General features: G+C 56.4%; 13 protein-coding genes and 1 tRNA gene. 9 read left to right on the forward strand and 5 right to left on the reverse strand.

Features of this window, described 5'->3' with window-relative positions; all coding sequences use genetic code 11:
• Positions 1–3: 3 nt before the first annotated feature.
• The 3 genes from H7R76_RS04250 to H7R76_RS04260 form a co-directional block, all read right to left on the reverse strand.
• Positions 4–462, reverse strand: coding sequence for a hypothetical protein (locus H7R76_RS04250; protein WP_130715227.1), 459 nt, complete (start codon positions 460–462; stop codon positions 4–6).
• 649 nt (positions 463–1,111) lie between these two features.
• A tRNA-Phe gene (locus tag H7R76_RS04255) sits at positions 1,112–1,187 on the reverse strand.
• A gap of 105 nt (positions 1,188–1,292) precedes the next feature.
• On the reverse strand, positions 1,293–2,000 hold the full coding sequence (locus tag H7R76_RS04260; protein ID WP_106925648.1) for a DUF554 domain-containing protein: 708 nt from the start codon (positions 1,998–2,000) through the stop codon (positions 1,293–1,295).
• A gap of 418 nt (positions 2,001–2,418) precedes the next feature.
• Here H7R76_RS04260 and H7R76_RS04265 point away from each other — a divergent pair, with 418 nt between their 5' ends.
• A complete protein-coding gene (locus H7R76_RS04265; protein ID WP_106925650.1) occupies positions 2,419–4,554 on the forward strand; it encodes an ornithine decarboxylase in 2,136 nt (711 codons plus the stop codon).
• 32 nt (positions 4,555–4,586) lie between these two features.
• Here the strand turns inward: H7R76_RS04265 and H7R76_RS04270 are convergent, their stop codons facing one another.
• Both H7R76_RS04270 and H7R76_RS04275 read right to left on the reverse strand, forming a co-directional pair.
• Positions 4,587–5,279 carry a response regulator gene (locus H7R76_RS04270; RefSeq protein ID WP_106925652.1) on the reverse strand — a complete coding sequence of 231 codons (693 nt, stop codon included), beginning with the start codon at positions 5,277–5,279 and terminating at the stop codon, positions 4,587–4,589.
• The gene (locus H7R76_RS04275) at positions 5,269–6,906 is read right to left on the reverse strand and encodes an ATP-binding protein (RefSeq protein WP_182967035.1); all 1,638 of its coding nucleotides are present in this window, start codon (positions 6,904–6,906) and stop codon (positions 5,269–5,271) included. The genes H7R76_RS04270 and H7R76_RS04275 overlap by 11 nt, the downstream gene beginning before the upstream one ends.
• Positions 6,907–7,254: 348 nt before the next feature.
• Here H7R76_RS04275 and H7R76_RS04280 point away from each other — a divergent pair, with 348 nt between their 5' ends.
• Genes H7R76_RS04280 through citG form a run of 8 tightly spaced genes read left to right on the forward strand, consistent with a single transcriptional unit; the run spans position 7,255 to position 14,567 of the window.
• Positions 7,255–8,616 (forward strand): 2-hydroxycarboxylate transporter family protein, encoded by a 1,362-nt coding sequence (locus H7R76_RS04280; RefSeq protein ID WP_106925656.1) that lies wholly within the window; start codon positions 7,255–7,257, stop codon positions 8,614–8,616.
• 12 nt (positions 8,617–8,628) lie between these two features.
• Positions 8,629–9,492, forward strand: a complete 864-nt coding sequence (locus H7R76_RS04285) for a fumarylacetoacetate hydrolase family protein (protein WP_106925658.1) — start codon at positions 8,629–8,631, stop codon at positions 9,490–9,492.
• A gap of 17 nt (positions 9,493–9,509) precedes the next feature.
• Complete coding sequence (citC, locus tag H7R76_RS04290; protein WP_106925660.1) at positions 9,510–10,529, forward strand: [citrate (pro-3S)-lyase] ligase; 1,020 nt, start codon at positions 9,510–9,512, stop codon at positions 10,527–10,529.
• A 16-nt stretch (positions 10,530–10,545) separates the two neighbouring features.
• Positions 10,546–10,839: a citrate lyase acyl carrier protein gene (citD, locus tag H7R76_RS04295; protein WP_106925662.1), complete on the forward strand. Its 294-nt coding sequence runs from the start codon at positions 10,546–10,548 to the stop codon at positions 10,837–10,839.
• Positions 10,836–11,711: a citrate (pro-3S)-lyase subunit beta gene (citE, locus tag H7R76_RS04300; RefSeq protein WP_106925664.1), complete on the forward strand. Its 876-nt coding sequence runs from the start codon at positions 10,836–10,838 to the stop codon at positions 11,709–11,711. Before citD ends, citE begins: the two co-directional genes overlap by 4 nt.
• A gap of 10 nt (positions 11,712–11,721) precedes the next feature.
• Positions 11,722–13,239: a citrate lyase subunit alpha gene (gene citF, locus H7R76_RS04305; protein WP_182967037.1), complete on the forward strand. Its 1,518-nt coding sequence runs from the start codon at positions 11,722–11,724 to the stop codon at positions 13,237–13,239.
• A 4-nt stretch (positions 13,240–13,243) separates the two neighbouring features.
• Entirely contained in the window at positions 13,244–13,783 is a 540-nt protein-coding gene (gene citX / locus H7R76_RS04310; protein WP_182967899.1) for a citrate lyase holo-[acyl-carrier protein] synthase, read from the forward strand.
• Positions 13,761–14,567: a triphosphoribosyl-dephospho-CoA synthase CitG gene (gene citG / locus H7R76_RS04315; protein WP_106925668.1), complete on the forward strand. Its 807-nt coding sequence runs from the start codon at positions 13,761–13,763 to the stop codon at positions 14,565–14,567. Before citX ends, citG begins: the two co-directional genes overlap by 23 nt.
• Positions 14,568–14,601 lie beyond the last annotated feature (34 nt).

A 14,601-nucleotide genomic window follows, 5' to 3' on the forward strand; every position in this document is an offset into this window, starting at 1 on the left:
ATGCTACTCAATCCCCATGGTCAACTTATTAAATTCACCTGGAGCCAATACCCGAGCATCAAGTGTTATGAACACCTCGTTGTAAATGCATCCAGACTTTTCAACGTTGTCTTTCCCGTCCACCCTCAATAGAAGACCCAATTTCCGATCAATAAACGTTCTAACCTTGGCACGTTCATCAACAGAGAGGACATAGAATCCGCTACCCAACATTCCCGTGGTGCGTTCGTCGATGGTTGTTCCTATTGCACCAGAAAGAAGAATATTAGTGCCGTAGGCTTTAAATAAACAGTCGGTCCATCCAGCGTTGATAGTCGAATCCTTACACATCTTGGATTTCTTAAACTGCTGATATATTAGAAGCCCCTCCTTATCCAGCTTTTCGCACTGATCAGCGATACCTTTGCCTGGATAGATGGCGCAGGATAGAAGTAGAGTTGTACTGAGTAGACGCCATCTCATTTATAGGCACCACCGTGGTTAAGGTTGCGTGAGTAGTCTCAACCATAACATCGTTCGGCAAAAGTGTTGTGGTAAAAACCTTATCTTTCCTCAATTCGTACATCCGTTTGTCAAATTTCCCCTCTTCGCTCACAGCGGACACTCAGGTTTAACAGTCCAGTACGTTTAGCTTACGGATAAATCATTTTATGATGGCGTGGAGAACGGGGGATTCTGAAAAGGTAAGAAGTGAAAGGGAAAAAAGAGCTTGTTGCAGGTGGACGGACTGGTGAAGATCCCCATGAGAATGGTGGAGAGTGTATGCTGCCAAGTTTCCCCGCTTGCTATTGGGGATTTCCCCACCTTATTCCCCGCGACAAAATCACGTTAAGGACAGCGGATTAAGGCAGAATGATAATTCCCCGTTTCCCCCGTGTTTTCTACTTCATTATGAATGATCTGAGAGAAAGGAACCGTAGAGGACCGTAGAGAGACCGTAGCTGTGAGGTAAGAAAAAAATACATCAGAAGATGTTGAGGTGTCTAAAAGTAACGAACATCTGCGAAAATGGCGAGAAATCCAGCAAACAAATAACGTGTTGCAACGACCAGAAATCTACCGTAGCCAAGAAAGGAAAAAGCCCCGCTTTGCAGCGAGGCCTTATGAATATTGGTGCCCGGACTCGGAATCGAACCAAGGACACGGGGATTTTCAATCCCCTGCTCTACCGACTGAGCTATCCGGGCAACGGGGCGCATTAAACCGTAATCGCCGCGCCTCGTCAATGAAATTTATAAAATTTGCGGCGAGTTGCACAACATATCACCGCTTTTCCTGTTTTGCACGCTGCATCAGGCAAAAAATGCCGTCCAGGCGGCGGAAATCGGCATTGCCAGCAGCAGTGCGGGCAGCATATTCACCACCGCAAACATCTTAATGCCGCAGATGCGCAGGCCGGTTGCCAGCAGCAGCAGGCCACCGACGGCGGTAAAGTCGGCCATCATCGCCGGAGTGGTCAGCGGCAGGATCATAAACGCGCAAAACGCCAGCGACAGCTGAATGACCAGCATCGGCACGCTGATGATGCAGACCGCAAAACCCAGCGAGCAGGCGAAAATCATGGCGGTGAAGAAGTCGAGAAACGACTTGGCGATAAGAATGGTGGGATCGCCGGTCATCCCTTCGTGCATCGAACCAAAAATCCCGGTACCGCTGGCGCAAAACAGTACGATGATCGCCACGAAGCTCTGAATAAACGTCTCGTGTTCGGGGTTTTTCCCCGGTTTGATCAGCCGCTTTTGCGCCCGCGCCACCGCGTTGTTAATGCCTTTTTCCAGATGACAAAACTCGCCGATCAGCGCGCCAATCAGCGTCGCCAGCACCATTACCGGCATATTGACGCACTTGATGACCAGCAGCAGCCCAATGCCCAGCGAAGCAAGGCCGAAAATAGAGGTCATCGAAACGCGAATGCGTTCCGGCAGACGCTGGCTGAGCAATGCGCCGATCAGCCCGCCGACGAGCACCGCGCTGGCGTTAATAAAAGGACCTATTACCACGTTAACTCCTGTTAATTATCGCTAACTCCTGCATTATTATGGACCGATTAATCGGTTCAGTATTTGTTTCTTCGTAGGGTTAGTGCATAAAAATTTCGTCTTGCGCCCTCTGGCCAATGGTGCCATGATTGCGCGAAATTTCTCCTTTCCTCCACGGGGGCAGCCTGCAATGACATTATTGCCATTACATCGCCAATGCCGCTTCGCTTGCTTGCGAAAGCCTGCCCGTTCCGTTTTGCTCACCATGCGGTGAGGTCAACGCATGCTCACTGCAGGACAACAGTAAGATTAGACGCCGTCTGCTTTTACTGATGTCTGGCGGTCGGAGCTGTAACCCAGTTGCACCCAGACGCTTTGTGGGGCAAGGCCAGTGGCTTTGTCCGGGGCTTTTACTCTCCCTGAGTGGGTCGTTGCGCTTATGAAATCAATGAACATTGCTGCCAGTCGTGAACTGGTCTCTCGCCTGTCCAGCCCCCGTGGCGTGGTGGCGCTGGATAGTACCGACTTTACCGATGTGGCAGCAGTCGTCATTACCGTGGCCGACAGCCATAGCGGTATTCTTGCGTTGCTCAAGCGCACCGGTTTTCATCTGCCGGTGTTTGTGTTCTCGACGGACGACCTTCGCGCGCCGGACGGCGTGGAAGCGGTCATCAGCGGCAAAGAGCAGGAGTGGCTGGCGCTGGAAGCGGCCGCCTGTCGCTATGAAGAGAATTTGCTGCCGCCGTTCTTCAACACCCTGACCCAGTACGTTGAGATGGGCAATAGCACCTTCGCCTGTCCTGGGCACCAGCACGGCGCATTCTTTAAAAAGCATCCGGCGGGGCGTCAGTTCTACGACTTCTTCGGCGAAAATGTTTTCCGCGCCGACATGTGCAACGCTGACGTGAAGCTGGGCGATCTCTTAATCCATGAGGGATCCGCCAAGCACGCGCAGAAATTTGCCGCTAAAGTATTCCACGCGGATAAAACCTATTTCGTGCTGAACGGCACTTCGGCGGCCAACAAAGTGGTGACTAATGCGCTGCTGACGCGTGGCGATCTGGTGCTGTTTGACCGTAACAACCACAAATCAAACCACCACGGTGCGCTGATCCAGGCCGGGGCGACGCCGGTTTACCTGGAAGCGGCGCGTAACCCGTTTGGTTTCATTGGCGGTATTGACGAGCACTGTTTTGACGAACGCTACCTGCGCGAGCTGATTCGTGAAGCGGCGCCGGAGAAGGCCGACGCGCCGCGTCCGTTCCGTCTGGCGGTGATCCAACTGGGCACTTACGACGGCACCATCTATAACGCCCGTCAGGTAGTGGATAAAATTGGCCATCTGTGCGACTACATCCTGTTTGACTCCGCATGGGTAGGCTATGAGCAGTTTATCGATATGATGGCGGATACCTCGCCGCTGCTGCTGGCGTTAAACGAAAACGATCCGGGCATTTTTGTGACGCAGTCGGTGCATAAACAGCAGGCGGGCTTCTCGCAAACCTCGCAGATCCACAAAAAAGACAACCATATTCGTGGTCAGGCGCGCTTTTGCCCGCACAAGCGGTTGAACAACGCCTTTATGCTGCACGCCTCAACCAGCCCGTTTTATCCGCTGTTCGCGGCGCTGGACATTAATGCCAAAATTCACGAAGGGGAGAGCGGTCGCCGCCTGTGGGCCGAGTGCGTCGAGCTGGGTATTGAAGCGCGCAAAGCAATTATTGCCAGCTGTAAGCTGATCCAGCCGTTTATCCCGCCGATGGTTGACGGACGCCCGTGGCAAGAGCATTCCACCCAAACCCTCGCCAGCGATAGACGTTTCTTCAGCTTCGCGCCGGGCGCGCGCTGGCATGGTTTTGAGGGCTACGCCCAGGATCAGTACTTTGTCGATCCGTGCAAGCTGCTGCTGACGACGCCTGGGATCGATGCCGAAACCGGAAAATACACCGAGTTTGGTATTCCGGCGACCATTCTGGCCCACTACCTGCGCGAGAACGGGATCGTCCCGGAGAAGTGCGATCTGAACTCGATCCTCTTCTTGCTGACCCCGGCGGAAACGCCGGAGAAAATGGCCCAACTGGTGGCGATGCTGGCCCGCTTTGAGCAGCATATCGAAGATGACACGCCGCTGGCGGAGGTACTGCCGAGCGTTTACAGCAAGCATCCGCTGCGCTACCGCGACTATACGCTGCGCGAACTGTGCCAGGAGATGCACGATCTGTACGTCAGCTTTGAGGTGAAAGATCTGCAAAAAGCGATGTTCCGTAAGGAGAGCCTGCCGAAAGTGGTGATGAACCCGCAGGACGCTAACGGTGAGTTTATTCGCGGCAACGTCGAGCTGGTGCGCATTCGTGACGCGGAAGGGCGAATTGCCGCCGAAGGGGCGCTGCCATACCCACCGGGCGTGCTGTGCGTGGTGCCGGGAGAAGTGTGGGGCGGGGCGGTGCAGCGCTATTTCCTGGCGCTGGAAGAGGGCGTTAACCTGCTGCCCGGTTTCTCGCCGGAGCTTCAGGGGGTGTACAGCGAGAAAGACGCCGACGGCATTAGCCGACTGTACGGCTACGTGTTGAAATAATGGGCGCTAGCCCCTCATCGCGTGGTGAGGGGCTAGGCCGCACTGCGGCGGTACATGCGGCGCGGGTGGCCAATCTTGCCATACAGCATTTCAACGCTTAAATACCCGGATTCCACGCAGTGCTCAAGATAGCGACGGGCAGTGGTTTTACTGAGCCCGGTTTCGCTGACCACTTCGTCAACCGAGAAACAGTGGTTTTCCCGGGCGTTAAACAGCGTTTGTACCCTGGCCAGCGTATTTTCCTCAATGCCCTTGCTGCCGTTGTCCTGACGGTAGTTTTTCGCCTGCAGTAAATAGAGTGAGTCCACGTTTTGCTGGTCGACGATTTTCCACACCCGCTGCTGTTCGGCAAACTGCACGAAGCGTTCAAGCGACTGGCTCAGACGTTTCCACGATACCGGCTTAAGGATGTAGTCAAAGGCGCCGTTACGAATGGCCTGACTACAGGTGTCCATATCGCTGGCGGCGGTGATGAAGATAACCGAGCAGTTGGCGCGGGCCAGCATCGGGTCGCTGATAAGCGTAATGCCCTTACCGTCCGGCAGGTAGTTATCCAGCAGCAGTAGCTGCGGCTGCTTGCTCTGTAGCTGTTGTTGCGCGTCGGCCAGCGAAGAGGCAATACCGACCAGCCGCAGACGCGGGTGCTTGTCGATGAGCTCCGCGTGCAGCTGCGCCAGCTCATTCTCATCTTCCACAATCAGTACATCGATAAGTTCATGTTGCATAGTCGGTATCTTCCAGTTGCTGTGCGGTACGCCGGGCAGGCCCTGCGGCGGGAATGAATAAAGAGAAAATCGTGCCGTTGGGCGCGTTATCAGACACTTCGATCAGGCCGCCCGCCTGGGTGACATAGCTGTCGATAAGGTAGAGTCCGATACCGTGGTCGCCTCGGGTTTTGGTGGTAATGCCGCGCTCAAAAATATGTTCGCGGATCGCCGGCGTAATGCCAATTCCCCGATCTGCGACTTCGATAATCAGCTCCTGTTCGCTGAGCTTAATCAAGATCTCGACCGGCGCGTGCGGCAGCGGCGATCGCTGGGTCGCTTCGATGGCGTTATCAATCAGATTACCAATAATCGAGATCGTCTCCGACTCGCTCAGCGGCGGGAAGGGACGTCGCATCTCGCAGGCCGGGTCGAACTCCAGCACCACGCCTTTTTCACGGGCGCGCGCGGCTTTCCCCAGCAGCAGCCCGCATAACGTGGGGGAACTGAAGCGTGAGGAGATGAAATCCAGTAGCTCCTGCGCGTGTTCCGACTGGGCCTGAATATAGCCAATTGCTTCGTCGTAGCGCCCCATATGCAGCAGACCGGAGAGGGTGGTCATACGGTTAAGCTGCTCATGGCGCATAATGCGCAGGTTATCGGCGTAGCGTTTTACCTGGCTTAGCTGAGCGCTAAGCGAATCGATCTCGTTACGATCGCGAAAGGTAATCACCCAGCCCTGAAGCGCATTTTCCAGCATGATTCGCACGCGGCTGGCGATGACCGTCAGGTCGTTAAAGTGACAGATTTCGTCGTGCGTATCCTGCCTGAGCATGGCGCTGCGCTCGAAAAAGGGCACGAGGGCGATGACGTCGCCGATAGGCTTTCCGCGCAGCTGGCGCGCCGGCAGGCTCAGGCCAAGCAGCTTACGCGCCGCTTGGTTAATGACCTCAATGCGCAGGTTGTCGTCGATAGCGATAACGCCTTCATAGATAGACTCCATCATCGCTTTCTGCTGGCGAACCAGCAGGCCAATCTCGCGCGGTTCAAGAGAGAAGATTTGTTTCTTGATGCTGCGGGTAAAGAACCAGGAGAAAACAAACAGCGCCATCAGCAGAAGCACTGCGGCGATCAGGATATTGACCACTTTGTTGACGGTAATGCTGTCGAGGTAGCTGGTAAGGTAGCCCACGGAAACAATACCGATAACCTTGCCGTGGTCGTCGAAAATAGGCGCCTTGCTGCGCAGGGAAATGCCTAAACCGCCCTGCCGAATGGTGGTGGTGCTTTTGCCCTGGAGCACTTCTTCATTATCGCCGCCGACCAGAGTTTTACCTATCCTGTCGGCAAATACCGAGTGGAACAGATGCAGGCCTTTATTATCACCAATGACAATAAAACTAGCGTCACTACGGGCGGCTATTTTTTGCATAAAGTCACGGATGGCTGGAACGTTTTTCTCGGTAACCTGTTTACGCAAACTGGGAATCACAGCTATTTCTTCTGCCTGTATTTTTGCCCGCCCGCTCATTTCCTGATATAGCTGCTGGCCGACGTCAATATAATAATAGCTACCCAGTAGCGCAAACAGCACCGAGAAAAAGGCAACCAGGGAAATAAACAGTTTTATCTGGAACGATACTTTCATCAGACTCACGCACGGCAGCGACGGAAGCCGACAATATATCATCTTTTTTATCGCCGCTGCCGGGCTTTGCCAGAAACTTGTGATCCCTTGCACAGCCTGGCGCAGAACGAGAGTTATCTGAAAAGTACTCTTTATTAAGGCTAAATTAATAAATCCGCCTGTGGCATTCAGCGCAGAATAGAAACCATAAAAACCACGCCTTTAAATAAGGCGCTAATCACATTAAATAAAAGAAACCATTAAAACCATAGGCGCCATTAAAACTTCGGTTTTAATATGCTATCACTCACATAAAGTAAGCCTTTTGGCCCTTAAGCTAGCCTCACAAAATAACCAAAGGGCTTCATTATGAGCACTACTGATGATTCATTCTCTGTTACCCACGACCCGATAGAAATTCAGCGACCGGCCCTCAAGGAGCGCTGGTGGCATATTATGGACACCTGGAAAGTCGGCATTATTCCGCTGCCCCTGTTCCTGTTGGCCGGGGCGCTTATCGCCATTGATTGCCTGGGCGGTAAGCTACCAAGCGATATCGTGGTGATGGTTGCGACGCTGGCATTTTTTGGTTTTGCCTGCGGTGAGTTCGGTAAGCGTCTGCCGATCGTCGGCAAGCTAGGGGCGGCGGCAATTTGTGCCACCTTTATCCCTTCCGCGCTGGTCTACTACGGGCTGCTGCCGGACGTGGTGGTGGAGTCGACGACGAAATTCTACAAATCGACCAATATTCTGTACCTCTATATCTGCTGCATCATCGTCGGCAGCATCATGAGCATGAACCGTACGGTGCTGATTCAGGGCTTCCTGCGGATCTTCTTCCCCATGCTGTGTGGCGAAATCGTCGGCATGATCGTTGGGATGGGCGTCGGCATGGCGCTGGGCCTTGAGCCGTTCCAGATCTTCTTCTTTATCATTCTGCCGATCATGGCGGGCGGCGTCGGCGAGGGAGCGATCCCGTTGTCCATCGGCTATGCCACGCTGCTGCATATGGATCAGGGCGTAGCGCTGGGCCGCGTGCTGCCGATGGTGATGCTGGGCGGGCTGACGGCCATCATTATCTCCGGTTGCCTGAACCAACTGGGCAAACGCTACCCGCACCTGACCGGTGAGGGCCAGTTGATGCCTAACCGCGCCAACGCCGATACCGCATCCGCACAGCCGGCGCTGTCGGGCAAAACTGACGTGACCACCATTGCTTCAGGCGCGCTGCTGGCGGTGCTGCTGTACATGCTCGGTATGTTAGGTCACAAGCTGATTGGCTTGCCGGCACCGGTTGGCATGCTGTTTATGGCGGTGCTGGTCAAGCTGTGCCACGGCGCCTCTCCACGCCTGCTCGAAGGTTCGCAGGTGGTTTATAAATTCTTCCAGACCTCAGTGACGTATCCGGTGCTGTTTGCCGTCGGCGTGGCTATCACCCCGTGGCAGGAGCTGGTTAACGCTTTCACCCTCAGCAATCTGCTGGTGATCGTCAGCACCGTGTCTGCGCTGGTTGCGACCGGTTTCTTCGTCGGCAAAAAAATCGGCATGCACCCGATTGATGTCGCCATCGTCTCTTGCTGCCAGAGCGGCCAGGGCGGCACCGGCGACGTCGCGATTCTGACCGCCGGTAACCGCATGAGCCTGATGCCGTTCGCGCAGATTGCGACCCGTATCGGCGGTGCAATTAACGTCTCCGTGTCGCTGCTGGTGCTGGGCAACTTCCTCGTTTAATGGAATAGAACAATGAAACTCGCAAGCTTTATCTATCAGGGCGTTCGCAGCTACGGCATCGTGAATGCAGAAGGAATGATTGATCTGGGACGCCGTCTTGGCGACCGCTACGGCGACCTCAAGGCGCTGCTTGATGGCAACGGGTTGGCCGATGCGACCCGCTATCTTCACGATGCCGTCGATGTGCCCATGGAGGCCGTGACCTTCTTACCGGTGATTGAGCATCCGGAAAAGATTCTCTGCGTGGGCATGAACTATGCCGAGAAACGCAAAGAATTTGACCAGCATAACCCGGCACCGACGCTGTTTGTCCGCTTCCCCGACTCGCAGACCGCGCACAACGCACCGGTGCTGAAGCCGCGCCACTCTCGCGAATTTGACTATGAGGGCGAGCTGGCGGTGATCATTGGCAAGGGCGGCGAGAACATTTCGCGTGAGGATGCGCTGCGCCACGTGGCCGGCTACAGCTGCTATATGGACGGCTCCGCTCGCGATTGGCAGCACACCTGGTTTACCGCCGGGAAAAACTGGCGACAGACCGGCGCTTTTGGGCCGTGGATGGCGACCGCCGATGAGATCCCCGACCCGCATAGCCTGGCTATCCGTACCTGGTTGAACGGGCGGATGGTGCAGGAGGACAACACCAGCAGCATGATTCATAAAGTGGCCGAGCTGATTGAGTACATCAGTACCTTCACCCGCTTAAGCCCTGGCGACGTCATCATCACCGGCTCGCCGGGCGGCGTCGGCAAGAAACGCAACCCGCCGCTGTTTATGAAGGAGGGGGACCGTATCGAGGTGGAGATTGAACATATTGGCCATCTCAGCAACATCATCATGGAAGCGCCAGCGAATACGCTGACGGCGGCGCACTAAGTAAGGCAGGCGGCACGATGTACACGCAACCCACTCTCGATTTTCGGGTCAGCATGGTGGCAAAACACCCGGAACGTTTAAGCCCTATTCGTGCGCTGCTGGTGGACAGCGGCCTCGGGCTGGATAGCGATATTACGCTGTTCGTTGAAGCCTGGGACGGCACAAAGCTGGTGGGCTGCGCAGGTCTGGCGGCAAACGTGATTAAGTGCGTGGCGGTCGATGAACAACAGCGCGGCGCGAATCTGAGCGCTCGGCTGCTGGCCGAGGTGGAGAACGTAGCGTTAGCGCAGGGTTATTTCCATCTTTTTCTTTGTACTCGCCCCTGCAACATTGCGCGCTTCGCCCGCAGCGGCTTCTGGCCGATTGCCCAGAGCGGCAACAATGCGGTGCTGATGGAAAATACGCCGCAGGGGATTGAACGCTACTGCCGTACGCTGAGCCTCCAGCGCCAACCGGCTACCCAGGTTGGGGCCATTGTGATGAATGCAAATCCCTTCACCCTGGGACACCGTTATCTGGTGGAACAGGCGGCGGCACAGTGCGGCTGGCTGCATCTTTTCGTGGTGCGTGAAGATGCGTCGTTCTTTCCGTTTCGCGCTCGTCTGGAGATGGTGCGTGCCGGCGTCGCGCATCTGGCGAACGTCACGGTGCACGAGGGATCGCAGTACATCATCTCGCGCGCCACCTTCCCGGCCTATTTCTTAAAGGAAACCGGCAAGGTGCAGCAGGCGTGGAGTGAAATCGACGTGCTGTTGTTCCGCAACTACATTGCGCCCGCGCTGGGGATCACGCATCGCTTTATCGGTTCGGAGCCGTTCTGCGACGTGACCCGCCAGTACAACCAGACGCTGCATATGCTGCTTGGCGACAACATGACCGTGGTAGAGATGCCGCGCATGAAAGCCACCGGGAGCGCGATTTCAGCTTCGGAAGTCCGCCGTTTATTAACATTGCAGCAGTTTTCTCGTATCCGGGACATTGTTCCGGCATCCACTTTCGCGCATCTCGAAGCGCATTACAGCGCGGAAGTTGCATAACTATCAGGACATTATCATGAAAATCATAAGGGAGGCGCTGGCCGGAACGCAGGAGTCCAGCGACCTGATGGTGAAAATCGCCCCCGCCGACGGCGAGCTGGAGATTGTCATCCACAGTGAGGTGATGAAGCAGTTTGGCGAACAGATTCGCCAGGTTGTTGAGCAGACACTGCGCGCGCTGGACGTGCAGCAGGGGCTGATTATCGTGGAAGATAAAGGGGCGCTGGACTGTGTGATTCGCGCCCGTTTGCAAAGCGCGATTCTGCGTGCCGCAGAAGAGCAGACGATCGTCTGGGGGGCGCTGCAATGAGTCAACTTCGTCGCAGTATGCTGTTCCTGCCCGGGGCCAACGCCGCCATGCTCTCCACCGCCTTTATTTACCGCCCGGACTCGATCATGTTCGATCTGGAGGACGCGGTCGCGCTGCGTGAGAAAGATACCGCCCGCCTGCTGGTCTTCCACGCGCTTCAGCATCCGATGTATCAGGATATTGAGACCGTCGTACGCATTAACCCGCTTAGCACGCCGTTCGGCTTGCTTGACCTGGAAGCCGCCGTGTATGCCGGTGTGGACGTGATTCGCCTGCCGAAAACCGACACGCCTGAAGATATCTTTGAGCTGGAAGGCCATCTTGAACGTATTGAGCGCGCCTGTGGGCGTGAGGTGGGCTCGACCCGCGTGATGGCGGCAATTGAATCAGCGGTTGGCGTGATTAACGCCGTGGCGATTGCGCGCAGCTCGCCGCGCCTGATCGGCATCGCGCTGGCGGCATTCGACTATGTCATGGATATGCAGACCGAACGCGGCGATGGCACCGAGCTGTTTTATGCCCGCTGTGCGGTACTGCACGCGGCGCGTGCCGCCGGTATTGATGCCTTTGACGTCGTGTGGTCTGACGTCAACGATGAAGCCGGCTTCCTGCGTGAGGTGGAACTGATTCGCAAGATGGGCTTTAACGGTAAATCGCTGATTAACCCGCGTCAGATTGACCTGCTCCACAATGCCTATGCGCCAACGCAGCAGGAAGTGGATCACGCCAGACGGGTGATTGAAGCGGCAGAAGAGGGTGAACGCAACGGCCTGGGCGTGGTATCACTCAACGGCAAAATGGTCGATGCCCCGATTATTAACCACGCGCAAATGGTACTGGAACGTGCAGCCGCCTCCGGCGTGCGTCGTTAAGGACTTGATAATGAATCAGACAGAACTTCTCCACCTTCATTTCCCCCACCTGCGGGCGCTAAAACCCTTTGATTCGGCCCACAGCACAACGCCGTGGCTGAACTCTCCGCAGGAGAAACGCACCCGAAAACTGTGCGCCTCGATTGAAGACGCGGTGGCGCGCAGCGGCTTAAAAGATGGCATGACCATTTCGTTCCACCACGCATTCCGCGAAGGCGATCGGGTCATTAATCACGTCGTCGCGCTGCTGGCGAAGATGGGCTTCAAGAACCTGACGCTGGCTTCAAGCTCGCTGATGACCTGCAACGATGCGCTGATCGAGCATATTGAAAGCGGCGTGATTACGCGTATTTATACCTCCGGTATGCGAGGTAAGCTGGCGGACGCTATCTCTCACGGTTTGATGGATGAACCGGTACAAATCCACTCCCACGGCGGGCGCGTGAAGCTGCTGCAGGACGGCGAGCTGAAAATCGACGTGGCGTTTCTCGGCGTGCCGTGCAGCGATGAGTTTGGTAATGCTAACGGCACCCACGGTAAGTCATGCTGCGGTTCGCTGGGGTACGCCATGGTTGATGCGCAATTTGCTCGCCACGTGGTGCTGCTGACCGAAGCGCTGGTGCCGTTCCCGAATATGCCCGCCAGCATTGTGCAGGACCAGGTTGACTTCATTGTGCCGGTGGACAGTGTGGGTGACCCGGCGAAAATCAGCGTCGGTGCGGCGCGCGTGACCAGCAACCCGCGTGAACTGATGATTGCCCGCTATGCGGCGGATGTGATTGAACACTCGGGCTACTTTACGCCGGGCTTCTCGATGCAGACCGGTTCCGGCGCGGCCGCCACCGCCTGCACGCGCTTTATGGAAGAGAAGATGGAGCGCAGCGGCGTGAAGGCGCGCTTTGCGCTGGGCGGCATTACCGGCAGCCTGGTCGACCTGCATGAAAAAGGGCTGATTGAAAAGCTGCTCGATACCCAGTGTTTTGACGGGCAGGCGGCGACGTCGCTGGCGCGTAACCCCAATCACGTAGAGATTTCCACCAACGTCTACGCCAATCCGGGCAGTAAGGCTGCCTGCTGCGATCGGCTTGATGTGGTCATCCTCAGCGCGCTGGAGATTGACGTTGATTTTAACGTCAACGTGATTACCGGTTCCGACGGCGTGATGCGCGGCGCATCGGGCGGCCACTGCGACGTGGCGGCAGCGGCTAACCTGACTATCGTCGTGGCACCGCTTCTGCGCAGCCGTATTCCGACGGTCGTCAAGCGGGTGACAACCCGATTGACCCCGGGGGAAAGCATCGATGTGCTGGTGACCGACCACGGTATTGCGGTAAACCCGGCGCGTCCGGAAATTCGCGAACGGCTTATCGCCGCAGGGCTGAAAGTGGTTGAGATTGAGGCGCTATATGCGCGGGCTATCTCGCTGACCGGCCAGCCGAAACCGATTGAGTTCACAGATAAAATTGTCGGTGTGATTCGCTATCGCGACGGTAGCGTGATTGATACCGTGCGTCAGGTTAAGGAGTAGCATGATGACGACGGTGACACCCGTTAGCCCGGGTGTCAGCCTCGAAGCGCTGTTGGCGGCAAAAGAGAGCCGCGCGGCGCGTCAGGCTGACTGGCTAACCCATTATGGACAACCGGTTATCTCGCTCACGCTGGTGACGCCGGGCGCGGTAAAAAATAATCTGCGCTATCGCAATACCATGGGTGTAGCGCTACAGATGTGCGATCAGATGCTGTGGCAAAACGGCTGGCAGGTTCTGGACAGGCAGGTGCTGTGGCTGCCTACCGGCCCGGAAGCCCTCTGGTGCGTGGGGCATCAGGCGCCGGAGATCAAAGCCCACTGCGCGGCGCTGGAACAGTCCCATCCGCTGGGAAGGCTCTGGGATCTGGACGTCATCTGTCCGCACGCCGGGCATATTGGCCGGCTGGCATTAGGCCGCCATATGCGCCGCTGTCTGATCTGCGATGAGCCAGCGCACGTCTGCTCTCGTTCGCGCCAGCATCCGCTTGAGCAGGTTATTGGCCGCGTGGAGGCGCTGATCGATGGCTGGTTTATTCGCGATTAATACCCGCAACGTCGATGTGCCGGCGCTGGCCGAAGAGGCGCTGTGGCAGGAACTGGATCTGACGCCGAAGCCAGGGCTGGTGGATAAATACAACAACGGCGCGCACCGGGACATGGACCATGCGCTGTTTGTTCGCAGCATTGCGGCCATTACGCCGTGGTTCACCCGGTTTGCCGAACTGGGCGATAAACATGCGCATCGCCCTGCTGGCGAACAGCTGCGAATGATTCGCCCGATGGGTATCGCTTGCGAACAGGCGATGTATGCAGCAACCGGTGGCGTGAATACGCATAAAGGCGGTATTTTCGCGCTGGGGCTGCTTTGCTTTGCCGCGGGCCGGTTGGGTGAGGTAAACCCGCAGCGGCTGTGCCGTGAAGTGAGCGATATCTGCCGCGGTCTGGTTGAACGGGAGCTGGCTTCCCGCTCATCGCTGGCGACCGCGGGCGAGCGCCAGTTTCATCAGTTTGGCCTGACCGGGGCGCGGGGGGAAGCAGAGAGCGGATTCGCCACGGTTCGCAAGGCGCTTTCAGGCTGGAATCGTCGCCATCTGCACGCGCTGCTGCTGCGTTTAATGGCGGTGAACCCGGACAGTAATCTGGTCTCGCGCGGCGGAATGAACGGTCTGCGCTACGTACAGGATTACGCCCACGATTTACTGGAAAACGGTTGGGATGAAGGTGCGCTGATAGCAATGGATAACGCGCTGATTACGCGGAATTTAAGCCCCGGCGGCAGCGCAGATTTGTTGTCAGTAGGATGGGTGCTATCGAAGGTGTCGGCCTGATAAGCGCAGTGCCATCAGGCAGAATGGAACAGAT

The sequence above is a fragment of the Klebsiella sp. WP8-S18-ESBL-06 genome (assembly GCF_014169755.1).
GTDB classification, from domain to species: domain Bacteria; phylum Pseudomonadota; class Gammaproteobacteria; order Enterobacterales; family Enterobacteriaceae; genus Kluyvera; species Kluyvera ascorbata_B.

Excerpts from the sequence above, each read along its gene's own strand:
- citC (WP_106925660.1), top strand. The coding sequence starts at position 9,510 with ATGTACACGCAACCCACTCTCGATTTTCGGGTCAGCATGGTGGCAAAA.
- citG (WP_106925668.1), top strand. The coding sequence starts at position 13,761 with ATGGCTGGTTTATTCGCGATTAATACCCGCAACGTCGATGTGCCGGCG.
- H7R76_RS04250 (WP_130715227.1), bottom strand. The coding sequence starts at position 462 with ATGAGATGGCGTCTACTCAGTACAACTCTACTTCTATCCTGCGCCATC.
- H7R76_RS04275 (WP_182967035.1), bottom strand. The coding sequence starts at position 6,906 with ATGAAAGTATCGTTCCAGATAAAACTGTTTATTTCCCTGGTTGCCTTT.
- citF (WP_182967037.1), top strand. The coding sequence starts at position 11,722 with ATGAATCAGACAGAACTTCTCCACCTTCATTTCCCCCACCTGCGGGCG.
- citX (WP_182967899.1), top strand. The coding sequence starts at position 13,244 with ATGACGACGGTGACACCCGTTAGCCCGGGTGTCAGCCTCGAAGCGCTG.
- H7R76_RS04270 (WP_106925652.1), bottom strand. The coding sequence starts at position 5,279 with ATGCAACATGAACTTATCGATGTACTGATTGTGGAAGATGAGAATGAG.
- H7R76_RS04280 (WP_106925656.1), top strand. The coding sequence starts at position 7,255 with ATGAGCACTACTGATGATTCATTCTCTGTTACCCACGACCCGATAGAA.
- citD (WP_106925662.1), top strand. The coding sequence starts at position 10,546 with ATGAAAATCATAAGGGAGGCGCTGGCCGGAACGCAGGAGTCCAGCGAC.
- H7R76_RS04265 (WP_106925650.1), top strand. The coding sequence starts at position 2,419 with ATGAAATCAATGAACATTGCTGCCAGTCGTGAACTGGTCTCTCGCCTG.
- citE (WP_106925664.1), top strand. The coding sequence starts at position 10,836 with ATGAGTCAACTTCGTCGCAGTATGCTGTTCCTGCCCGGGGCCAACGCC.
- H7R76_RS04285 (WP_106925658.1), top strand. The coding sequence starts at position 8,629 with ATGAAACTCGCAAGCTTTATCTATCAGGGCGTTCGCAGCTACGGCATC.